At 55.6% G+C, this 26,155-nt stretch carries 14 protein-coding genes and 1 pseudogene; 6 read left to right on the top strand and 9 right to left on the bottom strand.

The genetic code is table 11. The features are described from left to right. Both AC5EFR_RS09235 and AC5EFR_RS09240 read right to left on the bottom strand, forming a co-directional pair. On the bottom strand, positions 1-257 hold a 257-nt coding region (locus AC5EFR_RS09235; RefSeq protein ID WP_493575557.1), incomplete at its 3' end, for a transposase. A 579-nt stretch (positions 258-836) separates the two neighbouring features. Then, positions 837-3,674, bottom strand: coding sequence for a BspA family leucine-rich repeat surface protein (locus AC5EFR_RS09240; RefSeq protein WP_493575558.1), 2,838 nt, complete (start codon positions 3,672-3,674; stop codon positions 837-839). 414 nt (positions 3,675-4,088) lie between these two features. Between AC5EFR_RS09240 and AC5EFR_RS09245 the strand changes: the two genes are divergently transcribed. Beyond that, complete coding sequence (locus AC5EFR_RS09245; RefSeq protein ID WP_493575559.1) at positions 4,089-5,243, top strand: glycosyltransferase family 4 protein; 1,155 nt, start codon at positions 4,089-4,091, stop codon at positions 5,241-5,243. A 15-nt stretch (positions 5,244-5,258) separates the two neighbouring features. On the opposite strand, the gene AC5EFR_RS09250 is transcribed toward AC5EFR_RS09245, so the two are convergent. Both AC5EFR_RS09250 and AC5EFR_RS09255 read right to left on the bottom strand, forming a co-directional pair. Then, on the bottom strand, positions 5,259-5,924 hold the full coding sequence (locus AC5EFR_RS09250; protein ID WP_493575560.1) for a sulfotransferase family 2 domain-containing protein: 666 nt from the start codon (positions 5,922-5,924) through the stop codon (positions 5,259-5,261). A gap of 3 nt (positions 5,925-5,927) precedes the next feature. Then, positions 5,928-6,611 (bottom strand): glycosyltransferase family protein, encoded by a 684-nt coding sequence (locus AC5EFR_RS09255; protein WP_493575561.1) that lies wholly within the window; start codon positions 6,609-6,611, stop codon positions 5,928-5,930. A gap of 227 nt (positions 6,612-6,838) precedes the next feature. Between AC5EFR_RS09255 and AC5EFR_RS09260 the strand changes: the two genes are divergently transcribed. The 5 genes from AC5EFR_RS09260 to AC5EFR_RS09280 all read left to right on the top strand — a co-directional run bounded on the left by AC5EFR_RS09260 (position 6,839) and on the right by AC5EFR_RS09280 (position 16,932). Beyond that, on the top strand, positions 6,839-7,519 hold the full coding sequence (locus tag AC5EFR_RS09260) for a hypothetical protein (RefSeq protein ID WP_493575562.1): 681 nt from the start codon (positions 6,839-6,841) through the stop codon (positions 7,517-7,519). A gap of 211 nt (positions 7,520-7,730) precedes the next feature. Further along, positions 7,731-10,727 carry a hypothetical protein gene (locus AC5EFR_RS09265; RefSeq protein ID WP_493575563.1) on the top strand — a complete coding sequence of 999 codons (2,997 nt, stop codon included), beginning with the start codon at positions 7,731-7,733 and terminating at the stop codon, positions 10,725-10,727. Further along, entirely contained in the window at positions 10,727-12,376 is a 1,650-nt protein-coding gene (locus tag AC5EFR_RS09270; protein ID WP_493575564.1) for an SWIM zinc finger family protein, read from the top strand. Before AC5EFR_RS09265 ends, AC5EFR_RS09270 begins: the two co-directional genes overlap by 1 nt. A 331-nt stretch (positions 12,377-12,707) precedes the next feature. Next, the gene (locus tag AC5EFR_RS09275; protein WP_493575565.1) at positions 12,708-14,585 is read left to right on the top strand and encodes a reverse transcriptase family protein; all 1,878 of its coding nucleotides are present in this window, start codon (positions 12,708-12,710) and stop codon (positions 14,583-14,585) included. Between the two features lie 388 nt (positions 14,586-14,973). Next, the gene (locus AC5EFR_RS09280) at positions 14,974-16,932 is read left to right on the top strand and encodes an ATP-binding protein (protein ID WP_493575566.1); all 1,959 of its coding nucleotides are present in this window, start codon (positions 14,974-14,976) and stop codon (positions 16,930-16,932) included. Positions 16,933-17,101: 169 nt separating this feature from the next. On the opposite strand, the gene AC5EFR_RS09285 is transcribed toward AC5EFR_RS09280, so the two are convergent. From AC5EFR_RS09285 to AC5EFR_RS09305, 5 genes and pseudogenes are all read right to left on the bottom strand, one after another. Further along, the gene (locus AC5EFR_RS09285) at positions 17,102-17,845 is read right to left on the bottom strand and encodes an SDR family oxidoreductase (RefSeq protein WP_493575567.1); all 744 of its coding nucleotides are present in this window, start codon (positions 17,843-17,845) and stop codon (positions 17,102-17,104) included. After that, on the bottom strand, positions 17,842-18,372 hold the full coding sequence (locus AC5EFR_RS09290; RefSeq protein WP_493575568.1) for a hypothetical protein: 531 nt from the start codon (positions 18,370-18,372) through the stop codon (positions 17,842-17,844). The genes AC5EFR_RS09285 and AC5EFR_RS09290 overlap by 4 nt, the downstream gene beginning before the upstream one ends. Before the next feature lie 63 nt (positions 18,373-18,435). Next, the gene (gene pepN / locus AC5EFR_RS09295) at positions 18,436-20,991 is read right to left on the bottom strand and encodes an aminopeptidase N (RefSeq protein ID WP_493575569.1); all 2,556 of its coding nucleotides are present in this window, start codon (positions 20,989-20,991) and stop codon (positions 18,436-18,438) included. A gap of 150 nt (positions 20,992-21,141) precedes the next feature. Next, positions 21,142-24,879 (bottom strand): efflux RND transporter permease subunit, encoded by a 3,738-nt coding sequence (locus AC5EFR_RS09300; RefSeq protein WP_493575570.1) that lies wholly within the window; start codon positions 24,877-24,879, stop codon positions 21,142-21,144. After that, a pseudogene (locus tag AC5EFR_RS09305) lies at positions 24,876-25,493 on the bottom strand (efflux RND transporter periplasmic adaptor subunit); the annotation flags it as partial. The gene AC5EFR_RS09300 and the pseudogene AC5EFR_RS09305, both read right to left, overlap by 4 nt. Between the last annotated feature and the right edge of the window lie 662 nt (positions 25,494-26,155).

Consider the following 26,155-nt stretch of genomic DNA (forward strand, 5'->3'; position numbering starts at 1 on the left):
TGACCGCCCTCACGGACCAACTCCGTCAGGATTTGGGCGAACACACCCTTGCGGCTCCAACGCAGCCATCTGTTGGAAAGCGTCTTTGGTGGGCCGTATTCCGGCGGTGCATCCCGCCACCGCAAGCCATTGCGATTGATGAAGATAATTCCGCTCAGGACGCGCCTGTCGTCCACGCGGGGTTTACCATGGGACTTTGGAAAGACAGGCTTCAATCGTGCCATCTGCTCGTCTGTCAGCCAGAAAAGATCCCTCATATCACCGCTCCGCTTTTGGAGCAGCGATTCAGATGTTCAGACCAAAATCAATGGGTCCTGAGCCTAGGGAAGTCATGGGGAAGTCATGGGTAAATAGCAAAACATGAATACGGGAAAAGACCCGAAAGTGAATGCAGGCGAAAGGGACAGCTCTTTGCTCCGCTCAAGCCATTCCTGAAAAGCACAGGCGCTCTAGGGACGGGACTCCTTAGCTAGACGTCAGCAAAGGAAATTGCGCGATATCAGTGGCTTGTTTTCCGAAGTCACGACTTTTGTCATGACTTTTTATGGCGAGGGACGCAGGCCGCTTAGGTCGTGCAGTTGCCTTTATCCTTGCTTCGCTCTGTGGCGCAAAGTTTTGCGGATTTATGACAGAAAAGACGCTTTGTAAGGCCGTGCGCGCACTGTGACCCAGCAATTGGCAACCGTCATACCGGCATGCAAAGCGTCAGAAGACCTTCTGGCCGTTTAGGATGCACTGCGTCGTGAAACGCGCCCCAAGTAAGAGGACGTTCCCATGCCTTTGAGCCGTATAACCCGGCCCATCGTCGCCACCCGCGGATCAATGGGGCAGGGGGGCTAGAGAACCAAGTCGTCCGCGCTGATCAACACTACGTCGACAATATCGATAGAGAGATCGGCCACACTGTCCCCATCAAGGTCAACATAGAGCCGACCAACCGTGCCGTTAAAACGGATTTCGCCTGCTGTTCCGGTAAAGGAGGTGCGACCGACAAAGCTGAGGTCTGGCGCGATGCCAGAAAGGTCGATCTTATCTACACCATGTTCAAAATCGACGATGATGTCCCTGTTTCCGCCATGGCGGCTATTGGATACGTCATCATAGACAAATACGTCGCTGCCGGCTCCTCCGAATAAAGTGTCTTTGCCGTTTCCGCCATTGATCTCATCGTTACCTGCGCCGCCTGAAACCACATCGGCATCGCCATTGCCATATAGGGTGTCATCGCCTGCGCCGCCATTGATCTCGTCGTTTTCGGCTCCACCAATCATATGATCGTCGCCCGAACCGCCATACATGGTGTCACGACCACTTGACCCAAACATGCTATCATCGCCGCTGCCGCCTGAGAGATAATTCGCACCGAACCCGCCGCCACGCAGAATGTCGTCGCCATCAAGCCCATACAACGTATCAGTTCCCGTGCCGCCAACAAGGCTATCGTTGCCCGCGTTGCCAACAAGCCGGTCGTTGTCATTTCCTCCGAAAATCGTGTCCGCACCGGCCCCACCGGACAGGACGTCGTGGCCGCTACCACCCGAGAGATAGTTCGCCTCGTTTCCGCCGCCCCTTAGGGTGTCATTGCCCCACTCGCCATAAAGGCGGTCATGTCCGGCATTGCCATTCAGACTGTCATTCCCATCCCCGCCATAGAGCCGATCACCATCTTCTCCGCCAAAGAGCGTGTCCGCACCGCTGCCCCCTTCCAAGAAATCTCTGCCTTGCCCCCCTGAGAGGTAAGAGGCGGTTGCCCCAATGACCTCAAGAGTGTCGTTACCAGTCAGACCATAGAGAGTATCCTGTCCGATACCGCCGATCAGGCGATCATCGCCGTCATGGCCGACAAGCCGGTCATCTCCAGCGCCGCCATTCAGAACGTCGTCCCCGTCGCCCCCCAACAAGGTGTCATTTCCATCACCACCAGAGAGATAATCGTTCCCCTCTTCGCCGTAGACTTTGTCGTCTCCGCCAACGCCATATAATCTGTCGCCGCCTTGCCCGCCCTCTAGCCAATCGGCTCCGCCGCCGCCCGAGAGCCGATCTCTGTCCTCTCCGCCAAAAAGGGTATCATCGCCACTTCCCCCCGAAAGTGTATCTCGGCCATAGTAGCCCCAAAGCACATCGTCGCCACCGTCCCCGTATACCGCGTCATCGCCGTAGTACCCGTCGAGCGTGTCATTGCCGCTGTGACCGCGAACGTTGTCATCCCCGATACCGCCATAAAGCGTGTCTTGGCCAGCACCACCAATGAGCGTGTCATCACCTTCGTCGCCCCAAAAGCGTACGTTAATATCAAGACCTGCGGCGGTTATCTGGTCATCAAATGTTGTGCCTCGAACCCGCTCGATACTAATCAGCGTATCCGTATCGCCATAGGAATCCGTGGCAATACCGGTAAAGAGATCAACCGTGACGCCGGTACCGATGTGATTGAACCAGATCTCGTATTTGTAATCCATAAAGTCCTGCGATCCGCCGCCACCGTCGATGGTGTCGTTGCCCGCGTGGCCAGCAAAGCCTTCGTAAAACTCGAAATCGCCACCGGTTATATGATCGTCATCCTGCGACCCTTCGATCCAATCGACATAGGTAAAGGTGGTGTTCACATCACCATCGCCGCTCACCACGGTGCCGGAGCCATCAGAACTCGACACAATGGTCAGACCATCAACACCGGATACCCCGCCAAAGGTGATGCCAACCCCCTCACCATCGGCCCATAGTTCGGCATGGCCAAGAACCGTATCCTCTCCGATGCCCGGCCTGATCCAATCACCCCATTTTTGGCTTTCGACATCGCCACCCGAAGCATCCAGCAGGTCGTTGCCGTCACCCCCGTCTAGGATATCCTGCCCGTTCCCTCCGATCAGAGTGTCATCGCCGCCCTCGCCATAAAGGCGGTCGTCACCCGCGCCGCCGGTAAAGCCGTTATTCGCATCGTCACCAGCGATCGTATCGTCAAACGAGGTTCCGATGATGTTTTCAACCTCGACCAACAGGTCCCCACGGGCAAAACCGCCAATTTCCCTGTTATCGCCGGAAAGATAGATCCTGATCTCTTGGTCGGATGCGGAATAATCCACCGTGTCATCACCACCCCGACCATAGAGCAGCTCTTCGTCAGCGGTCGCAACAAGTAGGTTCGCCCCGCTATCACCCACGGTGACACGATCCACCGGTACATCCGTATCAACATCGTCAAACATGTCTTCCATGTCTTTGACGTTGGATGTGTCCCATGAGAACGCATGATCGAAAGCCTCTGCGCCCTCAAACATACTATTCATGCTCAAAACACGAGATGTGTCCCAGCCGCTGATGTCCTGATTGAAGGCAGCGGCATCGGAAAACATGCTGCTCATGTCTCTTACATTTGACGTATCCCACAGTCCGATGTCGGAATTGAAATTGGCAGCTCCAGAAAACATGGCCCTCATACTGGTGACAGCTGAAAGATTGGGAGTATCACTGGCCGAGAAATAAAGAAATTCTACATTGGCAAACATGTTGGACATGCTCTGCCATTCACGATCACCCCATTGCACGATCCGAACGACCCTAGAATGGAAGCTGCCGTCTCTAAAGCTCAAAGCAGAAAAATCGCCGGATACCGAAACGTTGTATTGGCCGTTTCTTGAATAATTATAGGCAGCAAACTCACCGGTCGTTGTCATGGGGGGCGTCCCATCCCCCCAATCCACCGTAACAACCCCGGCATCCGAATTGAACCGAAGACTAAAGTCGGCGGGGTTCCAATCGGAACTGTTGCCAATCCAAGTCGTGCTTGTAACGAAAATAAAGTTGCTGGGCATAGTTGATCACTCACAATTTTGTGCAGCCACCGATTCCTAGCTGACACAAATTGTGTCTACCAGATCGCGGGCGATTTCCAAGGCAATTGCCTCTTTCGTCCACAACACAGGTCGAAACCGTCACGTCACGGCGCAATCCTATGCCCAATCGCGGAGTGAAAGGGCGGCGGTGCAGGGGCCTAAAACCAAATGGTTGTGACCTGCGCATGCGACCTTGTGTTTTCCGGCAAAATTTAGCCTATAGAGAGTGTCACAAATATATGAATTAGGCGACACATGGCCCCCACGATTTTGCTCATCACCAAAGACGCCCCAACGCCGGATCGGCGAAAAGCCGGGCTTTTTCCAGTCGCCATACGACAACATCTGAGTTTGAAGGCGAATGTGCTGCTGTTCGCTATCGAGGATGGGCTTGGTGAGGCGGCTTCAACGCTCGACGGGTTTCCCGATCTTACCTATCTCAACCAAGCCATGACCCGAACCGGGCGGTTGGTGTCAAAATCGCGTTTCTTGGCCAATGAGCTACTCTTTCGGCAATTGGCCCGTGTTGCCAAACAGCACAGGGTTGATGCGGTCGTCGGATTGCAAAGCGCGCCCAGAACCGGGTTGCTTGCCCAGCGGGTGGCCAATTCCGCCGGGTGCCCCTTTGCCTCGTGGGAGCATTTGACAAGCTATGGTCGCAAGGATGTCGCTTTGAATGACAAGGCCTTGCGGGCCTACTTCACAAGCGCGAATGCGGTTGCAGCCGTGTCTAGCCGAACTCTGCGCGCCATTGAAAAACGGTTTCAGTTGTCGCTGGACACAGGGGTGACCATCCCCAATCCGGTTCCAGATGACTTTGAGGCGCTCGATCCGCCTGCGCAAAACGCATTTGCCAGCCAGACGCAGGGGTTTTTCACGTTTGGGGCTTGGACGAATTGGCGCGATATAAAACGGTTGGATCTGCTTTTGGCGGCGTTTGAAACCGTTTCGGCGCAACGTCCAGACACAAAGTTGATTGTCGCGGGGCCCATTCCAGAAAAGATGAACAATGCACTTGATGGGCATCCTGCATCCGACCGGATTGTGCGCTTGGGCAATATTTCCCGAGAAGACATTCGTCATCTGTCCTACGCGGTGGATTGTTGTTGCTTGCCCAGCGATCATGAAACTTTTGGATTGCCGGTTGTCGAAGCGCTTGCCGCCGGAAAGCCGGTTGTCAGTACGGACACAGATGGGCCAAGCGAAATTCTGGGCGACCACTCGGGGCTTGGTCATCTGGTGCCCAAGGGGGACGTCCCAAGCTTTGCAAAGGCGATGATGGCGGTTTTGGATGATGCCGAGGCCTATGACCCTGTAAAACTGCGTAAACATGCCATTGAAACCTATGGATTTCAGGCTCAAACCGCACGATGGCGGTCGCTTTATCAGAACATGGGGCTGAGCGTTTAACTCATGCTTGGCGGGTTATAAAACGGTTCGCCCGGCGTTGACGGATTGGTAAAGAGCCACGTCTAGCTTATAGAAATCTTCGATTTGATGCCGTGACGCGTCATCAACCGGTGGCTTGGTGGCGCGGCTGGCTTTCAATTTCTGGACGGGTGCGCCTTCTTTGCCATCTGTTGTCGCGTCGATCCAGCGAAACACCGGGAACAGGCCGTTTTCGAACAGAAAGAGCCGATCGCCTTTGGCGAGAAAATCACACTGAGCGCGCATGTGATTGTCGCGCATATTTGGGTTGTCACGCGCTTCCTCTAAAGCGAGTGGAACCCATTCTGCGAAAGTGAGGGAGCGTTTCACGCCCCTGACTTTTATGCGCCGCGCTTGTAATCCGTGAAAGGGACGGGCCAGTCTTTGCAACGGATTGAGCGGATCAGAACGCCATATATATTCGCTCACCATACGCGAGACAGGGTCTCTGATGACTGCAAAACTGGAATCAAAATTCGGGAGATTTGGAATCTCCTGCACCGTTTTTCGTGCCAAATGCTGTAAATGCACCCCGTTAATCTTTGGCTCTCCGAAAAGAGAAACCGGACCTTTTTGGCGCAAATACGTTTCAACGCTTGTCCCGCCAGTTTTGGGGATATGCGCAAAGAAAATCGCTTTATCTAAATATGTGCAAACCGGCATGGTTTATAATCGGAATAACTTCAACAACGACGGTTTGGTTTTCTTCTTTTTGCCACCGCTATTAAATTCTTTGAAATGTAGAATCTTTGGCTGCGCCTCATCTTTCGCCCATGATTTTAGATATTTTGGGTACCTGATATTGTATTCAGGTGGCAAAATGAACAATCGTAGATCGCTCAACCAAACGAGTTCTCGAAGTGTGACCTGATCCTTGGCAAATCCGGCGGAGGAAAAGGATTGGGCCCAGTCTTCCAACAAGGTTTGAACCTCAGGGCATTTGCGGAACAATAGGACGCCGCCGTTCAATTGCGGAAAGGCATCGGGTATTTCGGTACGCCAAATGGCATTGGTTTGACTGCGGTTGCGGGCGTGCGCATGTGCGGCGGCAAAATCAAACTGGTCAAGTATCGCAAACAGGCTGGTCACATCTGCAACCACCCGAATGTCACTATCTAGGTAAAGGGTGCGCTCAAACCTGCTGCGCGGAAGACAATCCACTTTCGAGCGACGGTGCGGATTTTCTATCGTATGAATTTGGTCAAAAACATCGCCGGGAACATTGGATGGCGTGTCACAAAACAGATCAATTTGTAGCGTAGGGTTGGTTTCCCGCACGCTACGGGCGGCCTCGACGGCATCATGAGTAAAGCTCTCGCCGGCAGTGATGAATATAACACCTGAAGTCACAGTGTAAAAAACCCCATTAGATTAGCGGCTACGACAGGCGAAAACCTTCGTCAAAAACCTTTTGTCACCAACCATTGCCCCATATGCTTGTCAAGTAAGAAGGCCTCCAGCGGGATGCTTGAACGGATCTACATCACGCAAGGTTGCGCTTGTTCTGGATGTCAGGATGTGGTGTTGTATGGGGTCATTTTGAGTTAAAGACCATGCGACCCCAAACCTCCCCTTCCATGACCCAACGCCTTCACCGTGCCGTCGAAGCCCATGTGTATAGACAGGTTATTCGTGACGTGGCCAATAGGGTGCGCTATGGCGCGGCTGCGCCGCTTTCGGCAATGGCCATCTACCCACGCCCGCGCGACATTACGCGGGCCTACGCCCGAGGAAACGGCTACCCCAAGCTGGGACGCCAACACAGCGGCATGGTCAAGGCCGGAGATTGGGACAAGCACACCAAAACGCTTTTGGATAACACCAAATTGAGAAGTTGCCAGATGCGTTGGGTCGACGGGGCCGAATGGCAAGAGACGCCGATTTACAAGCAGATGGCGGAGCAAATTCAACAGGGGCGCGTGCCGGATGACTGTCGTTCATCAGCGGATGTTTTGGCGCGCTACACGGCGCTTGATCGGATTTTCGAAGAGACACGGGCGCGTGGGCGACTTTTGGATATGGAGGAGTTGCCGCACTATTATTACCGGCGCGCCCATGGCGCAACGCTTGTGCATGTTGGCCGTGATGGCACCTGTTTGCGCAGTGGTGGGGGCGCGCATCGTTTCGCTATTGCATATATTTTGGATTTGCCCGAGATGCCCGCTCAATTGGGCGTTATTCACCCAGACGCTATTAAAAATGGCCATCTGGAACGGTTGCGAACGTCTCGGTTAAAGGCAAGCCAAGACCGGGGCTAGGGGACGCTCTCTATTTGACTGTGGGGGGCAAACAGCTCCGTCATGGGTCGAGATAACAAGGTTTGGAGATGCGTCAGGCTGCTCCCCGTTTCGGGCCCAAGACGCGGTGCAGTCAACCCTAAATAGGCGTTGTTTTTGCCCCCGAGGTCATTTAGCGTCACCCGCAATAAAATGTGTGTTTGACGCTTTTCGCGCTATATCTGGGGTTTTTATGGCCATACTTAAGTCCGTTCGGCTGATCAAACCTGCGGGTCGCAATCTGGTTTGTGAAATTGAGTTGATAGATGCCAGGTCCGGTTTTCTGGTGAATTATCGCTATGGTTGGGCCGGCTCGTCCCAAACCGAAGGGACCCGGACCGAGGACGCTGTTCCGCTGGATCGGGCTCAGAAAATCTTTGATAGTTTGGTTCTATCCTACCAAAAACGCGGATATTTTGAAGAGGGTGCCCAGCTTGACGAGCCGCGAGGCGCGCCGGTTGTTGCAGGGCGTTTAGACCGATATTCGGCGCGGCTTTTGTCTCGGCTCGAACAATTGCCTGGTCTCAACGACCAAGATGCAGCGCGTTTGATTTGGCGTTTGTCTCAACGTCGCGTGAGTGACGCCCTGCCGCGCTTGATTGACCTTGCGCCATTGCGTGATGGCGTGGCCCGGCGGGTTTTACCTTATGCAATCTGGCGATTGGGCGAAGCCCCGTGGTCCGAGGATGCGATCGAGCAAATCCGTATTTTGACGCAAAGCCCCGACGCCCCATGTGCCGAAGCGGCGCGTTTGGTTTTGGCGGAAATGCTGGGCGATCCCAATGCCGCCGGGTTCACGGCTGATACCGACCTAAATACCTATCTCGAACACCCTGAGCCAAGTGAAGCCAGCGCTGCGGCGTTTTTGCACCAAATGCTTGGAGTGGCTCAGCGGCAAGACGCTTCTGAGCGGCTTGTAACGGCCTATGCCATGTCGCGCCACGATGATGTGGCGCGGTCGAATTTGGTGATACTCTTGCACATTGTTCCGCTTACACCGGGTCTGTTTCGGGCCATCCGGCGGATATTCAAAGCGGCAGAAGCCTTTGATGATGCAGATGTTTTTGGGGTTTTGGCCGATCGTTTCGCCACCGAAAAACAAAACTCATCCGCAGACTATGTCTATTCAAGATCAGCGCAACAACACGTTTCCTTCAAGGAGGCGGTGGCAGCGGATGGATCAGACTATGCCTTTGGTCACCGCACACGCTGGTATTTGAATACCCGAGTGAGGCGCTATTTGCGTGGCCTTGGCGGGTATAAACACGATGCGTTTACCGCGATGGGGGCCGGTGTTCTTGTGGCGGCCAGCCAGAAAACCGGCCAAGCTCTCGCCTTGAAAGAGCTGTTGGAAGACCCTCATGGGGTTGCCCCATTGTGGCAGGCCGTACCGGATCGGCTTTTGGCGGTTTTACGGCGGGCACCTTTGGACGAGGTTCAATCCTTTGCCGCGCGTATCCTCACACAGGACGACGCGTTTTGCACCAACCTGTCAGATCAGAACGTGGCGGCACTCCTTTATGACGCCAGCCTGATACGTCAAGGTTTTGCCACCCATGCTCTGAAGCTTCAGATCGAGGCTGGGCAGCTCAGTTGCGAAAAATTGCGTCTATTGGCCGGCGCATTGGGGGCCGAGCCGCAACGATTGGCGCGGTTGGCGTTTCAACTCTCACCCGAACGATGGGCTTCTGCGGTCGATGATCTGGCCGCTTTGCTGGTGGCTTTCCTCCCAGAGGCCCATGATTGGCTAGGGGATGCCTTGCCCAAAAGCCGGGCCGACGGAGCGGATGTCATCGAGGCGGTTATCGCCCGCTTGCAAGCCTTGCCAAAACGCGAAGTCGGCTCAACAGGTTCGATGGGTGGTCCGGCGGTTGGCCCGATTTTGGGGCCGGTGTTTAACATGGCCAAAGCTTCGGCATTGGCCCAAACTCTAGGCACCCTTTATAAATCCGCCGTTTTTGCTCTGGCTGCTGACGACCTCCTAGCCTTGTCTCGGCATGACAACGATGCGGTGCAGCTCTTTGCGCTGCGTTTGGCGGCGGTTCGTCCAGACGGTATTTCGCTTTTTGATGCCCAAGCTTTGGCCGGATCGGACCGGCCCGAAGTGCAAGAAACCGCTGCGGCTTTGCTGGCGGGGGCCGATGTGGTCGTGCTGCAAAACGCGGTGCCTTTGGTTGTTGAGCTCTTGGTTCATGGTGAGGCCGGGACCCGCGAACAAGCCCGCGACGCGGTGGCCCGATTGGTGCGATCCGGCGGGGATGGCGCACGCGATGTCACGCTGGCGGTTTTGCACGAAGCCTATCAAACGGATTTGGACGACGAAATTCGTGAAGAACTTGCCGTGCTGTTTGGCGCGCGCGCGCGCGTGGCCTTTGATCTTGAGCCGCAAACCAGCCGGAGCATGAGGAAAACCGTCGCGCGCCAAGGTGTTGACGTCGTCTGGAGCTTGATCCGGGCCCGGTCAGAACCAGCGCGTCGGATTGGCGCTGTCGTTTTGAATGAAATGTCGGCGCATGACTTTAGCCTGTCAAAATTGGCGCGTATTGGGGCCTGTGACCAGAAAACAGCCCGTGATTGGGCGGTTGCCGCTTTGGACAGCCGCCGCGATGATGTGGCCAGATCGCCGCGCGATATTTTCGCGCTTTTGGATTGTGAATGGGACGATAGCCGAGAAGCCGCCTATGCGATGATCCGTGCGCAGGGCACCGAGACCTGGCCGCCCGATGCGATCATTTCATTGTGTGATTGCAACTCTCTAGCTGCGCAGGGGTTCGGACGAGAGCTTATGACCCGCGCCATGTCTCCCGAAAATGCCCCGGCGTTTTTGGACGGTCTGGCCGAACATCCCGGCAAAAGTTTTCAACTGACCTTTGCGCGGTTGGTCCGCGAATATGCCGGGCAGGATGCGACCCGGTTTCGTAACCTGGAACCGGCCTTGCGCAGAATTTTGATGCGCCCCCACGCCAGCCGCCCCGCCAAGGAGCAGATGTGGCGTTATTTCGAAGAGCTGGTGGCCACGGCTCCCACAGATTTGCAGGCGCGGCTCTTTGCCTTGCTTGAAGATATCAGCGCCTCAATCACCCGAACGGATCGTGATCGTGCTGTGTTGATGTTGGTGCAGCTGCGCCGCCATGCCCCTGATTTGGTAGGGGAAACGGTTGGACGCAGCATTGTTCAGGGAGACCGTTGATGGAGGTCACACGTCAATATGCCGGTCAAAGCGGCTCTCGTGAAACGGGTATCGGGTTTGCCCCAGATCTCAATCGGGATCCCACATGGTTTGTGGGAACCTTAGGCAATACGGTTGCCTTTCGCGAAGCGATGTCGGTGCTGCACTATGTGGTCACCCATGATTTGCGCCCCAAACAACCCGATCGCAGCGCCTATTTTGCATGGCTGGAGAGCCACAAAGATCAGCTTTTGGCCGAGGCCAAGATTTCCAAGGCGACCTTACAGGACGAACGTAAACGGATTTCGGCGGAATTGGCCGAGATGCGAAAGATCGAGAGTCAGGCGCTTAAGCCGTATCGTGACGCAGAAAACCGTTATTTTAAATGGCTGTACAAGCATGATCGTGCGGCTTGGATTATTCTCGATCCGATTATTGCCGTGCATCCCGACGAGGTGTCGTTTGAATGCTTTTCGATTGATGAGGCCTGTTATGGGCGTTTGTCGGTTGATCTCGACATGTTTAACACGATCTCAGAGAGCCGGATCGGCGTCACAAATATCGACTACAGCCAGCAGCTTTATGATGGTTTCCAACAGCTGCGTAGTCGTAAGCAAACCGAGTTGAAGATTGAACCGGATGGGTTCACCGCCACCACCGAGGGCGGGCGGGAATTGCGTGAGGACAAGATTGACCTGCCCGACAGTTGGGTGCGCGGGTTGCTTCAGGTTAGTTCGGCCATGACGATGCCGCTGAAACGGGTGCATCTCCATCCCATGGACATGCACAATATTTGCGCCACGCTGCGCAAACGCACCGAAAAACAAGGGCCGCGTTCGATGCGCCTTAGGATGAAACCGGGTGCGCCTGCGGAGTTTGTGTTTGAGCCGTGGAACGAGGTTCTGCATTGCCCGCGATCGTTTTGCGAAACTGGTGAGGCCGAGGATATTCGCATTTGGGGGCGACGTAGGTTTAGGATTCTGGAACGGCTGATCCCAATTGCCAAACGCTTTGACCTTTATGTCATGGGGTCGGGCATGCCCTGTTTTGTGGTCGCCGATTTGGGGCCGATGACCTTCACCCTTGGCTTGTCTGGCTGGACAGCCAACGATTGGAGCGGGGCAGGGCGGTTTGACCTCTTGGCACCCCGTCGCCGGGTTCCCGGCGATCTAAGCCGCCGTGTGTTGGAGCACCTTAAAACCCAATGGGTTGGCAGCGCAGATGACATCGCGCGGGCCGTCGGCATGTCTTCGGAAGACGCCAGCTCGGCGCTGACTGCTTTGGCCCAGGCCGGGCGGGTTATGTTTGATCTCGATAAAGGTTTCTGGCGGCTGCGCGAGCTGTTTCAAGAGCCGCTTAAACTTGCTGATATGCGCTTTTCATCAGAGCTGGAACAGGTTGCAGATCAATGCGTTGCCGCCGGTTTGGTGGATTTGGAAAAGATGGGTCCAATCGAGTTCAAGGGCATGGTCACTGAGAACGGCCGTGAACATTCTGTTAGCGTTGGTTTGGACGGCGACGAGCGTATTGCCTCGGGGGATTGCTCCTGCTGGCACTTTCAATCCAACGCCCTGCGCAAGGGGCCATGCGCCCATATGCTGGCCCTGCGCCGTGCTGCCGAAATTCGCAAATACGACACGTCAATCGCCACTATGGAGGCGACACAGTGATGTTGAAAAAACGCTTGTCGCCTTGCAACCCCAAGGCTAGTGTCGCGCGTAAGACAAGAGGCCGGGGGCCTTGCAATCTGGGCGGTGTTTCGCCGTCCGAGCCTACTGACACCTCATGCGTCGCTGGCTCGATCTTCACGATGCACCCCCAGCCCCCGTATGACGGTTGCGGTTTGAGTTCGCAGAACTCAACACGCCATACGGGAGCGGGGGTGCGGGGAGTTGATCGATCCAGCCCTAAGCGCTGTTCGAAGGCACCGGTCCTCTTGTTCTTATCCCCAAAACCCTTGTTGTGGTCGGCTATGTCCGGCCCGAACCTGTTAGGTGTGTCATGAGTGCGAACCTGAGAGAGCGTATTCGCGAATCCTCGCTGGATGAGGTGGTGCTGGAGGAAATGATCCGGCATGGGTTCTGGGATGAACGGACTGTGAAATCCTCACTTCCAGCCGATTTCATCAAGCGCAAAGGAGAATTGCAGCGCGAAATGCGCGATTTGCTTTCCAAGGATCGCGCCTTGTCGGACCCCGAGCGCGCTTTGCAGCTCATTATGAAAGAGCGCATGCGCGAGGCGCGGTTGCGGCGGGTTGAAACCAAACGCAAAGCGATTGAAGCGAAAAACGCCCGCGGGGCGGCCTTTGATGACTGGCGTCGTCGGCATGTGACGTCGCTTGGCGATGTCTCCTCTGCGCCTTTGACGGATCGGCGCGCTGATCGGGAGCGTTTGACCACTTTGGGCCTTCCAGCGTTTGAGAGCGTCGAGGATATTGCCGAAAAGATGGGGATTTCCGTTGCCGAATTGCGGTTCTTAGCCTTTGATCGCAAGGTGTCAAAGGTTTGTCATTACCGGCACTTGGAAATTCCCAAGAAAACCGGGGGCGTACGGATGATTTCGGCCCCTATGCCGCGTTTGAAACGGGCACAATACTGGGTCTTGGACAATATCCTAAACGCTCAGGACCCGCATGATGCCGCACATGGGTTTCGAAGCGGTCGCTCTATCTTGACCAATGCTGAAAAGCATGTTGGTCAAGACGTTGTCATCAATCTCGACCTCAAGGATTTCTTTCCCACGATTACCTATAAGCGCGTCAAAGGGCTCTTTGTTTCAATGGGATATGCCGAGGCCGAGGCCGCGGTTCTTGGGCTAATCTGTACGGAGGCCGAGCGTGAAACCCTTACCGTGGATGGTGAGAAACTCTATGTTGCACAGGGGGATCGCAAGACGCCGCAAGGGGCTCCGACAAGCCCGGCCATTGCCAATTTGGTGACCAAGCGGCTGGATAGACGTCTCACGGGGTTGGCGGCGAGTTTTGGTCTGACCTACACACGTTACGCAGATGACCTGACTTTTTCGGGGGCGCAGCCCGAAGGTGACCGGATTGGGCAATTACTACGCGCTGTTGGTATGATCGTCGAGGATGAAGGGTTTGTTGTGCATCCTGACAAAACCCGGATCATGCGCAAGGGAAGTCGTCAGGAAGTTACCGGATTGGTGGTCAACGACAAAGTGTCCGTGCCGCGCAAAGATCGCCGCGCTTTTCGGGCTTGGTTACATCAAGCGCGTCAAAATGGTGGCCCAACCAAGAGTTTCCGCACGGGGAATCCGCTTGATAGTGGGCGCGGTTACGCGTCCTTCCTTCATATGGTGGGTGGCCCCGACGCACATCGTTTGGCCGAACAAGCCTGGGCGCAACTGGGGCGGGATCCAAGCTTTGTCCCCGACACGTCTGAGGCCAATTATGCCGAGAATTTTCGCCACCGAAGCGCTATAGGGGAAGCCCCGAGCGAGGATTGGAAACAGCCGCAAGAGCGCCCGGAATTTGTACCAGAAAAGCTGCCAAGCTTTGATCGCAAAGACATGTCCCACGCGGCCTCACCGACCAAGGTGCCACGGACAGGTCGCACAAGAGAGCGCCCAGGACGCCGGGAGCAAAGCCAGGATCGCAGTGCCCCCTGGTTGGCAAATGAGCAAGTTACTGCGCGGCGTAGACCCTTTTTGTGGAACGCTGTGCTGTCGTTTTTTGCGTTGTTTCTATTTCCCTTTCCGGGCTTGGGGCCGGTGTTGACCGTTGCTGCGTTTTATCTGATTTGGAAACCCCAAAGCCGACGGACCGGCGTTATGGGGTGGTTGGAAAAAGCAGGGAAGGCGGCTCTGTATGCTATTGCTGCGCTGGTTGTGTTTGGCCTTGTTGCTGGAATTATGCTGTGACGATAAAATCCAGCGAACGGCCTTGTAGGTTTAGAGGTATCTTAACGGCCTAGACGCTATCTTGTTTGCTATCTTAGCAATCAAGAGACAACCAAATTTGGCGACGAACAAGGCGGATAATTGGGCGTCGTCCCGAGAGGCCCGGAAGCGGTTGCTTTTGTCCCATGCGGATGAACGGGTCCACCGTTTTCCAATGCGCATGCTGCTCTATACTGTTGGATGCGGGCTTGGCTTTTTTGCATTGGGCCTTTTCCCGGCTTTGGTGGCCTATGTTTTGTTGTTGGCCTGTGATCTTTTGGATTGCTGGATTTTGAACAAACCGGTTCGCCGATTTATCCTTTATGACGAACTGAGACGGGCCGAACGTTTCACTGTTCTATCGGGTGCCATGCAAGGGGTGTCGCTTGGGGTCGCCACGTCCATTTACTTCTTCCTTGCTGGGGAAGAAGCAAATATTTTGTTTGTTATCGGCGGTTTGGGCATGGGGGCCGTCAATTCGGCTATCTCCATGCCGAAATTCCCGCTTGTTGGTTTGGTGCGCTTGGGTATCTACGCGGCAACGCCGGCTGTACTCTTGTTCATCAAGGCTTTTCAAATAAATAGCTTTGACGTGTTCAGCTTCACGGATGTTTCCGGCACAATGTTGTTGGTTTGCATGGTGTATATGTTTGCGGCTTTTACCAAATCGGGCGTGAACAATTTCCGAATTACCCAAGCGTTGGAAACCAAGGAGACAGAACTCAAGAAAGCCAATGCTCGGATGCTGAGCCATCAAAAGGAGCTTCGCAAGCTGTCATTGGTGGCGCGCAAGGCCAATGACAGTGTTGTGCTATCTGATCCTAGCCGGCGCATCATGTGGGTGAACGAGGCCTTTACCAGAGTGACAGGCTTCACATCAGAAGAGGCGATTGGCAACAAAATTTCATCCCTCTTGGCGGGTGACGACGTCAACCTTCAGCAGTTTATGCCAATTGATGAGGCCGTTAAGGCCGGCCGTGCGTATCACGGCGAGGTCGAAAACATCACACGCGATGGTCGTCGAATTTGGGTCGATGTCAATCTATTTCCTGTTCATGACGACGACGGCAATATTGAGTTTTTCGTTGCGATTGAACGTGATGTGACTGCGGCAAAAGCGCAGGCCACTGAGATGGCCGAGGCACGTCGCGCAGCCGAGGAGGGGGCTCGTGCCAAAGCCGAGTTTCTCGCCAATATGAGCCATGAAATTCGCACGCCTCTAACCGGTATTATCGGCATGGCTGACCTACTCACTGAAACGGAGCTAACTGACGTTCAATCGCAATATATACGCACCATAGTTGGATCATCCCAATCTTTGATGAGCGTGATTAACGATGTGCTTGATCTGTCACAATTAGATGCCGGGCGACTGGAACTTAGTGCCGTCGACTTCAATGTAAGTGCTCTTTTCAACGATACGGTTTCACTCCTGGGCTCGTCTTCCAGGAGTGAAGGCATCGAGGTTTCGCTCGAAATTGATGCTTCTTGTCCTGAAACTGTGAGAGCAGATGAAGGCCGTTTGCGTCAGGTCGTTGTGAATCTAATTGGGAATGCACTTAAATTCACGGAACAAGGGACTGTGTCGGTCCGGGTTTGGTATGAAGAAAGTCCGGCGGTTTCAAATCTTTGCTTTGAGGTCGCAGACACCGGTATCGGGATTTCAAAAGACAAGTTGGACAAGATTTTTGACCGCTTCACTCAGGCCGAGGTGGAAACAACCCGAAAATTTGGCGGGACGGGGCTGGGATTGACCATCTCAAAACACATCATTGACGTGATGGGCGGGCAGATATCTGTTACCTCTGAGCTGGGGACCGGGTCGGTGTTTCGGGTTCAGGTTCCGACAGATGCCCAGGCTGTCCCAGCCGAGAAAAAACCAGCTACCAATGGTGACCAGACATTAGAGTATTCTAGCCTAGAGGGCCTGAATGTTCTGGTCGCTGAGGATAATAAGACAAATAGGTTGTTGCTATCTAAGTATTTAGAGTCACTGCCTATCACACTTAGTTTTGCCTGTGATGGCCTTGAGGCTGTTCAACAGACCTGGGAGACCCGACCAGATTTGGTCTTCATGGATGTCTCGATGCCCAAAATGAGCGGTCTTGATGCAACTAAGGAAATCAGGAAGCTTGATATAAATCAGCCATACATCGTCGCTTTGACGGCTCATGCATTTGATGCAGAAATGCAATCTTGTCTGGACGCCGGTATGGACCATTTTTTGACCAAGCCGATCCGCAAACGTGACCTTGTCGATTGGATTGTTCAGCACAGCCAGCAGAATTCAAAACCAAGGACCGTTGCTGTCAAAAAATCAGCGAGCTAGAGGCACCATGACTTGGCGGCATTCGCCTCCTCGATCGGGTTCCCTCATGCCAAAAACGTCGTTTGAGGGTCCACAGCTTTGAGCTGAAAAGGATGCTGTCTTGTGACGAATATCCGCCAGTTTAGACTCCATATGGGGGAGCTCCTGGATCAACCCCACCCCCGACCGGTTAACGCCCGCCAGTGACATCCATGATGGTGCGAGTGACATAGCTTGCCCGATCCGAGAGCAACCACAAGATCGCTTCGGCGCATTCCTCTGGGGTGCCGGGGCGGCCCATGGGGGGCGTGTGGCCGATTTGGTCTAGCCGGTCAGGGGCACCGCCCTTGGCGTGGATTGTGGTTTCGATCAATCCGGGGCGGATGGCGTTGACGCGGATGCCTTCGGCGGCCAGTTCTTCGGCCAAGCCAATGGTCATCGTTTCGATGGCCCCTTTGGACGCCGCGTAATCGACATACATGTTGGGCGATCCCAAACGGGCCGCAGCAGAGGAGGTATTGACCATCGCCCCGCCTTTGCCCCATGCGCGCATCAGCAACAGGCATTGCCGCGCGACCTCGAACGCGCCAAAAACATTGACCTCAAACACCCGTTTGACTTTGTCCGGGGTTTGATCGGCAAAGCTCCCGGTGGGGGAGACGACCCCGGCATTGTTCACAAGCCCAATACGCCCCGGCTTTAGGTCACCAATCTTGGCGAACATCTTTTCGATGGCTTTGGGTTTGGCGACATCGGCCTGCAAAAGATAGGCCTGTGCGCCCATGCTTTCGACCATTGCGGCGGTTGCCTCGGCACCGGCCTTGTCAGTTCCGTAATGCACAACTACGCGGCTCCAACCGTTGAATCCGGCCATTTGCGCGGTGGCAGCACCAATCCCGGCGCTGGCCCCGGTGACAATTAGCAGGTCACTCATGTGACTTTGAACGCGCGGCTGATGTCATCCAGCGCCTCTTTTTGTTTCAGGCTTAACGAACCCGACCCGGCGGTTGAGACCATTTTGATCACCTCCATCACAGGGGCAAAGCCATTGGCCCCCTGTAGTTTAAAGAGCTTGCGAGACAGACGGACAATTGCCTGATCCGGACTGCCGCATTCGCCCACCATCCATCGCCCCAAGACACCCAATTCTTCGGCGTCTTGCAAGGTCATTTCACACGTCCGGGCAATGACCGCACTTAGGGCATCGCGCTGTTCGCGGGTGGGGAGGTCATCCAACTCGACAAACGCCGCGCCAATGCTGGCCAAGGCAATATCGGGGTCTTCGATGGCTTCGACCGGGTGGATATTGGTCTTGCGGGTAAAGCCAAACCGGCGTGCCGCAAGCCGGACATCGTTTGCAGCGTCCAAGACTTCGCTGGCCATATCGGCGGCCCCGCGCGCCCGGATGACAAAGAAATAAAGGGCGGCAAGGGCCCCAAGGGCGGCAATAATAAAAGGCATAAATAAAAATTCCTGAACTCTTGTGCCGCCACATTGGCGCGACGGCACAAGAAGAACAAGGGCTTAGCTGGCCAAAATCCGGCTCACCATTTCGCTGGTGTCTCGGCTTAGGTTCGGCTTGGCCATGATGCGTTCGAGCTGTGTCTTGATAAGCGCCTGACGATCGGCGTCATAACGTTTCCACGTCTGGAAAGCGCTGCACATGCGGGCGGTGGTTTGTGGGTTCTTGTCATCCAGCTTGATCAACCAATCGGTCAACAAGGCATAGCCGCGCCCAGACACATGATGGAAGGCGGCGTGATGCATGGCCAAGGCTCCGAACACCGCGCGGAACCGGTTTGGATTGGTCCAATCGAAATCTGCGTGCTGGGTAAGGGCTTCGGCCCGCTCAATCGCCGCCTCAGGTTGCGACGCACCAATTTGCAGACCGAACCATTTGTCCATGACAAGCCGGTCGTCTTTCCATTGCTCATAGAACTTGACTAGGGCCTCATCCCCTGTGCCAACGCGGATCAGGTTGGCAAGCGCAGAGAGTTGCAACGTCATGTTGTCGGCGTTGTCGAACCGCTCTTGTGCGGCGGCGCCACCATCCAACCGGCTGATCAAAGTCGCGGCGCTGGCCCCCAGCGCGCGCTTGCCAGATTGCTCTGCATCGGGTTTGTAGATGCCCTTGACCTGTGCCTCTTTTGCCAGTTGTGGCAAGAGGTCTTTCCAACCCTCAGCCCGCGCCAGAACAAGCCGCTCCCCCGCGGCCCAGATCGCCTCGGGATTGGGGGTCACGCCTTGGTCGGCCAAGATTTGCGCAATTTCCGACGCACCGGGCAGGTCGAGCATCAAAGAGCGATAGGCCGGGTCAAGTGTGCTGTCGCGCAAGACGCGCTCCAACCCATCAAGCCAGATCGAGTCCGGCTCGGCCCCATCGCGGATCATCGCCACAAGGCACTCTTTGGCCAATCCTTGGCTGGCGTCCCATCGGTTGAACGGGTCGGTATCATGGGCAAGCAAAAAGGCGCGATCGACATCATGGCTAAGCACAACAGGCGCGGAAAACCCGCGATTGACCGAGGCCACAGGGCGCGTAGACAACCCGTCAAAGCTGAAACTCTGTTCGGCTTCAGTCAGCTCAAGGATTTGTGTCTCCAGAACCTCGTCGCCATTCGGGCCGATCAAACCAACGGCAATCGGGATGACATAGGGCTCTTTGACATCCTGACCGGGGGAGGGCGGCGTGTGCTGCTTTAGCGTTAGGGTGAAAGTGCCATCTTTCCAGTCTTCGGACACGTCCACCAAGGGCGTACCAGCCTGTGAATACCAACGTTTGAATTGGGTCAGATCGCGCCCGGTGCTGTCTTCAAAGACTTTGATCCAATCCTCAATCGTCGCCGCATCGCCGTCATGACGTTCAAAATAAAGATCAACAGCCTTGGAATAGGCGACATCGCCAACCAGCGTTTTGAGCATCCCAATGACTTCTGCGCCTTTCTTGTAAACGGTGGCGGTGTAGAAGTTATTGATTTCCTGAAAGCTTTCGGGGCGCACCGGATGCGCCAGCGGCCCTTGATCTTCGGGGAACTGACGGCCCCTTAAGGTGATCACATCTTCGATCCGCTTGACCGGCGCGCTGCGCAGATCGCTGGTGAATTGACCATCACGGAAGACGGTCAATCCCTCTTTCAAACAGAGCTGAAACCAATCGCGGCAGGTGATGCGGTTGCCGGTCCAATTGTGGAAATACTCATGGGCAATGATCGCCTCAATGCGTTCGAAATTGGCGTCAGTCGAAGTTTCGGGCGAGGCCAGAACACAAGACGAGTTGAAGACATTCAGCCCCTTGTTCTCCATCGCGCCCATGTTGAAATCATCCACCGCAACGATGTTGAAAACATCAAGGTCATATTCGCGGCCATAAACCTCTTCATCCCATGTCATCGAGGCAATCAGCGCCTCCATGCCAAAGGCGCATTTGCCCTCATCACCGGGACGCACCCAGATGTTCAGTTCCACGTCTTTGCCCGACATGGTCTTGAACGCGCCGGGGTGATTGATCAGATCGCCGGCGACAAGCGCAAAGAGATAGGCCGGTTTAGGCCACGGGTCGTGCCATTCGGCCCAACCATCGCCCTTGTCCTTGAGATTGCCGTTGGAAAGCAAAACCGGCATGTCGCCCTCAACCCGCACGGTGAACACCGCCATCACATCGGGGCGGTCGGGGTAGTAGGTGATCTTGCGAAAGCCTTCGGCCTCACATTGGGTGCAATACATGCCTCCGGACATATAAAGCCCTTCGAGCGCGGTGTTGGCGTCCGGGGCGATTTCAACTTCGCACTCCCATAAAAATGGGCCCGATGGCACTTTGCAGCGCAGGCCATGCGCATCAACCTCTGGAGAGACCTCTTCACCATCAATCGCCGCGCGGATCAGGTTAAGCTGTTCCCCATGCAAGAAAAATTCCTGCTCGGGTGCATCGGGATTGGGTGCAAAGTGGATTTTTGACACCACTCGCGTCGCCCCGGGCGAAAGGTGAAAGGTCAGATGCACATCTTCGATTTGCCAACCAAAGGCGGTGTAATCTTTGAGATAGATGGTCTCTGGGGTGATTTGGGGGCTCGCGTCTTTCATGACATCCTCACGGGGCAAAACTCGTTTCGCGCGAGCCTACGCCGCCCCCCAAGACACTGCAACCAACGCCCTAACTTCACCGAGGCAAAAAAGAAGGGAGCGAGAGGATTAACCCCTCGCTCCCTGTTTCAGTATCACCCATTGATGGGCTTATTCGGCGGCGCGTAAATCCACCGGCTGAACCGTGGCTGGTTCCTCATCCCAATAGATTTCAGGAAGCTTGGACTGTTTGGCCTGACGGGCCAGTGCCCAATCGCGGGCGGCGCGGCTGCTGCGTCCTGATCCCATGCGCGCCAGAAGGCGGGCAACCCATTTGACATAGGTCCAGAACCAGACGCGCAGCGCTAACATGGATGGGGTAAAGATCAGCGTCAGAACCGTTGAGACACCCAAGCCAAAGACCACAGCCGTCGCCAAGTTTGTCCACCATAGGGCGGTGGGCGAGTTCACCGAATAACCGCCACCAAAGAAATCTAGCGATAGGCCAAACATCATCGGCGCAAGGCCCGCCATCGTGGTGATGGTGGTCAAAAGAACCGGGCGAATACGGTCTTCGGCGGTGCGAATGATCGCCTCGATCCGCGGCATGATCCGCGCGTATTCCTGATAGGTATCAATAAGAACAATGTTGTTGTTCACCACAATCCCCGCCAAGGCCACAATCCCGGTGCCTGTCATGATGATCGAAAAATATTGATCCATCACCAACATGCCAACCAACACACCCGTGGTTGACAAAACCACGGCCAAAAGAACCAGTGTGGCGTTGTAGAACGAATTGAACTGCGCCAGCAAGATAATGAACATCAACCCAAGCGCGGCGCTAAAGGCTGAGGTCAGGAAGGCTTGGCTTTCCGCTTGATCCTCTTGGTCACCTGTCCACTCAAACTCAATCCCAGCGGGCAGAGGTTTGGTGTCGAGCCATTTGGTAATATGGGCGATACGTTCGTTTGCGGTAAGAGGAACAGGTTTGGCATCGTCACCGTCCAAAGCCGACTGAACATCGGCGACCGATGCCGCTTGATCCAATGCAACCACCTCATAGTTGACGCCATCCGAACCGGTGATGGCCTCTCCACCTTGGGGCACAACATCGTCGCCAAGGGTACGCAGTGTCGCCAATAAGACGTCGGTGCCGTCTTCGGTGCTGACAATATTGACCAGACCTGATCCGACATCCGCCTTCACGTCAAAATACCGTTTCTGGTCGATCCGGTTGATCTCGGCCAGTTTCTCAACCGGCTTGCGGGTGACAAAGTTGGAGAGCGGGATCAGACCGTCGCGGGTGCGCACTTTGAGCGAATCCAAGGTGCTGAGCACCCGATCTTCTTCCGGAAGGCGCACACGAATTTCGATCTCTTCGTCCGAGCCTTCGGGAGTGTAGCTATCAAGCAAGATACCGCGCGTGACCAGTTGGACCATGCCGCCAACCGTGGCGACATCCGCGCCATAGCGACCGGCCTTTTCGACATCGACCTCAATTTCCCAATCAATACCGGGAAGGGGGCGTGTGTCTTCGATCAGGGTTAGGCCGGGGGTCGCGTCGTATTGAGCCCGTGCCATGGCTGCCGCATCTAAAAGGTCCTGCCAATTGTCGCCCTTTAGACGCAAATGAACCGGTTTTCCCGAGGCCGGGCCACGGGCCTGCGCTAGGATTTCGATCTTGATACCGGGGATTTGTTCAAGCTTGGCGGTGAGATCATCAATGATCACGTCGCCATCAAGCTTGTCATAGTCATGACCGGTTTCATCGGCATAGGCACGACGGTCTTCCCATGGAATGGTTTCAAACTGAACCTGCCCAATGGTGTCTTTGGGGGGCTGCGCACCGCCGGTGTTGTTGTCCAAACCGCCGTCACCAGCAAAGGCAAAGGCGTTGAGAATACCGGGATGGGCCAGAACGATCTTTTCAGCCCGTTCCACCAATGCGTCTTTTTCGGCCAAGGATAGGTTACCGCGAGCACGCACATAGACAATCGCTTGTTCCGGTTCACTTTCGACAAAGAATTCAACGCCGTTGTTGTTTTCGCCGAAATAGGTGAACACGTTTAGGACCACAAAGATCACCGCGCCAACGGAGACCAACGGCATAACCGGGTTTCCAGCGATGAATTTGATGAACATGCCAAAGGGCGTGCGACGGTAGGCGCTGTCGATATGGGTGCGTTTGCGACGGAATTCGGCGCTGTCCATAAAGATCGAGGTGATGATTGAGAATATCAGGAAAATGATGACGCCGGGCATGCGCGCGCCAAAGCCTGTGGCCTCGGTTTCAGAGAGGTAGGATGGGTTCAGTACCATCATTGCGCCAACAAAGACACCGAAGATGCCGACCAAAACCAACACCGCACGCACAACCCATGGCAAGCGGGCGCGCATGGCGTCACCCATAACGTGGATTTGGCGCGAGAAGCGGCCAGAGACACCGCCCATGACGGGCAGATAGATCAGCGCCACAATCAGCGAGGCCGAGAGAACAAAGATCAAGGTGACGGGCAACATGCCCATGAATTGACCCGGAACGCCGGGCCAGAACAGCATTGGCAAAAACGCACAAAGCGTCGTCGCGGTCGAGCTGACAACCGGCCAGAACATCCGTTTGGCGGCCTCAACATAGGCGTGCATCGGGCCGGTGCCTTCGGCTATGCGTTTGTCGGCATATTCCACCACAACAATCGCGCCATCAACCAACATGCCCACGGCCAAGATCAGGCCAAACATCACAATGTTAGAGATCGTTATGCCCATGAGGGCGAGCGTGAGGAAGCAGAGCAAAAACGATGTCGGAATGGCAAACCCAACCAAGAGGGCAGGGCGCAGGCCAAGCGAGGCCAAAACCACGATCATCACCAGCGCAATCGCGGTCAGAACCGAGCCCTCGAGCTGGCTTACCATACTGTCGACCTGACGGCTTTGGTCGTTGGAGGACCCAACCTTCATGATTGCGTTAAGCTCTTCGGGCCATGCCTTGCGGGCCTCTTCGATCACCGCACGAACCTCTTCCGAGGTGTCGATGATGTTGTACCCTTTGCGTTTCACAACCTGAAGCGCCACGGTGGTTTCGCCATTAAAACGGGCGGTGCCTTCGCGGTCTTCGAATGTTGGATTGATCTCGGCCAAATCCCAAAGCGTCACCGACCGGTTGCCATTGGTTTTGACCGGCAGATTAAAGACATCTTCGGCCTCGTCAAAGTTCGACGGAATTTTGACGGCAAAGGTCCCTTGATCGGTGCGCACTTCACCGGCGGCGATCAGCTGGTTGTTGTTTTGCACAACGCTGATCAACTCGGCGGCGGTGACATTATAGCTTTCGAGGCGCAGCGGGTCGATGATGACCTCAAGCATCTCATCGCGATTGCCCGCGATCCCGGCTTCGAGAACGGAATCAAGGGCTTCGACCCGGTCTTGCAGGTCTTTGGCGACCTTGTTCAACGTCCGTTCCGGCAATGGGCCGGTGAGGTTGACGATCAGGATCGGGAATTCGGAAAAGTTGATTTCGTTGATCGAATACTGCTCGGCCCCGTCGGGGAAATCGGCCTCGGCGTTTTTCATCCCGTCGCGGACATCGGCCATGATCTTGGTCTTGTTCCAGCCAAATTCGAACTCAAGCGCCAGACCGGCGTAACCTTCAGAGGCGGTGCCGGACATGCTCTTGAGGCCATCGAGATCGGCCAGCTCGGTTTCCATTGGTTTAACCAAAAGGTTTTCCGCATCGGCGGCGGAAATGCCGGGGAAAGGCACCGATACAAAGAGAGCCGGAATTTCAATATCCGGCTCGCCTTCTTTGGGCAGAGAGAGGTAGGCGTAGCCGCCCACCACAAGGGACAACACGATAAAGGCGATAACCATTCGGGCGCGTTCAGAGGCCCAGTCGATGATGCCGGTCATTGGATGACCTCCTCAAAGCTGGGCGCAACGGGCACGCCATCGGTCACGTATTCTTGGCCAACGGTGATGATATCAACCGTCTCAGGTAGGCCTGAAACCCAGACCCCGTCAATGGAATCGCGCAGTAATTTCACCGCCAAGAATCGCGCCGTACCGTCGTCGGCCACATGGCGAACGCCCAGGCGCCCATCGTTATCAAGCGTCAGCGAGGATTGAGGCAACAGATGCGCCTTGGCCCCTTCGGCTTCGATGGCCAGGTCGGCGGTCTGACCGTCGCGAATGCTCAGGTCGGGGTTGGGAAGGGTGATTTCGACACGGAAGGTACGGGTCAGCGGGTCAGCCGACCGCGAGACAAACGTGACTTTTCCCACGACAGTGCGCTCATCGACCAGACGCGCCCCGGCGTTGGCCCCCAACAGGACGCGGTTGACCTGTGCCTCTGGGACAAAGCCAACAATCTTGACCGGATCAAGCTGAATGATCGTGGCACAGGCGGCCCCCGGTTGCAGCAGCGCGCCAAGTTCGGCGGTATCGGTTTCCAGCAACCCGGCAAAGGGCGCATGAATGCCAAGACGGTCAATGCTCATCTCAGCCCCGGCAATGGCGGCTTCGGCGGTTTGGATCGACGTGCGCGCGCTTTCTTCGCCGGTCTTAGCGGCTTGCACGCCCGCTTCGGCCCCTTCAAGCTGTGAGGTGGCTAGGATCACGGCGGCCTTGGCCCCTTGAACCGCACTTATGGCGGTTTCAACGGCCGCGCGCGCGCCTTCGACCTGACTTTCGGCGGTTTGAACACCGGCTTTGGCGTTCTGAATCTGGCTCTGGGCGGCTTGGACACCGACGCGGGCAGATTCGACTTGGCTTTTGGCGGTTTGCACTCCGGCCAATGCCCCTTGAAGGCGGCTCTTGGCGCTTTCGATGCCGCTGGCGGCAGCTTTCAATCCGGCGAGGGCGCTTTGAACCCCGGCCTTGGCGGCTTCATTGGCCGCATCGGACCCGGCCAGACGGGTTTTGGCGGCAAACCCGCCTCTTTGTAGTTTTTGCGCGGCGTTCAAATTGATTTCAGCCTCGGTCACACGGGCCTTTGCTTCGATCAACCGCGCTTCGGCTTCGGGGAGCCGGGTTTCTGCCTCGGCCAGCGATGCTTTGGCTGCGGGCACGGCGGCTTCGGCTTCTGACAGGCGCGCTTCGGCTTCTGGGATGCGCGAATTGGCTTCTTCGAGACGGGCTTGCGCTTCGGGGACGCGGGCTTTGGCCTCTTCCAAACGGGCCAAAGAGG

Source organism: Pelagimonas sp. (assembly GCF_058892305.1).

Excerpts from the sequence above, each read along its gene's own strand:
- AC5EFR_RS09275 (WP_493575565.1), top strand. The coding sequence starts at position 12,708 with ATGAGTGCGAACCTGAGAGAGCGTATTCGCGAATCCTCGCTGGATGAG.
- pepN (WP_493575569.1), bottom strand. The coding sequence starts at position 20,991 with ATGAAAGACGCGAGCCCCCAAATCACCCCAGAGACCATCTATCTCAAA.
- AC5EFR_RS09300 (WP_493575570.1), bottom strand. The coding sequence starts at position 24,879 with ATGACCGGCATCATCGACTGGGCCTCTGAACGCGCCCGAATGGTTATC.
- AC5EFR_RS09240 (WP_493575558.1), bottom strand. The coding sequence starts at position 3,674 with ATGACAACGACCGGTGAGTTTGCTGCCTATAATTATTCAAGAAACGGC.
- AC5EFR_RS09280 (WP_493575566.1), top strand. The coding sequence starts at position 14,974 with ATGCAAGGGGTGTCGCTTGGGGTCGCCACGTCCATTTACTTCTTCCTT.
- AC5EFR_RS09285 (WP_493575567.1), bottom strand. The coding sequence starts at position 17,845 with ATGAGTGACCTGCTAATTGTCACCGGGGCCAGCGCCGGGATTGGTGCT.
- AC5EFR_RS09260 (WP_493575562.1), top strand. The coding sequence starts at position 6,839 with ATGACCCAACGCCTTCACCGTGCCGTCGAAGCCCATGTGTATAGACAG.
- AC5EFR_RS09290 (WP_493575568.1), bottom strand. The coding sequence starts at position 18,372 with ATGCCTTTTATTATTGCCGCCCTTGGGGCCCTTGCCGCCCTTTATTTC.
- AC5EFR_RS09245 (WP_493575559.1), top strand. The coding sequence starts at position 4,089 with ATGGCCCCCACGATTTTGCTCATCACCAAAGACGCCCCAACGCCGGAT.
- AC5EFR_RS09270 (WP_493575564.1), top strand. The coding sequence starts at position 10,727 with ATGGAGGTCACACGTCAATATGCCGGTCAAAGCGGCTCTCGTGAAACG.
- AC5EFR_RS09250 (WP_493575560.1), bottom strand. The coding sequence starts at position 5,924 with ATGCCGGTTTGCACATATTTAGATAAAGCGATTTTCTTTGCGCATATC.
- AC5EFR_RS09265 (WP_493575563.1), top strand. The coding sequence starts at position 7,731 with ATGGCCATACTTAAGTCCGTTCGGCTGATCAAACCTGCGGGTCGCAAT.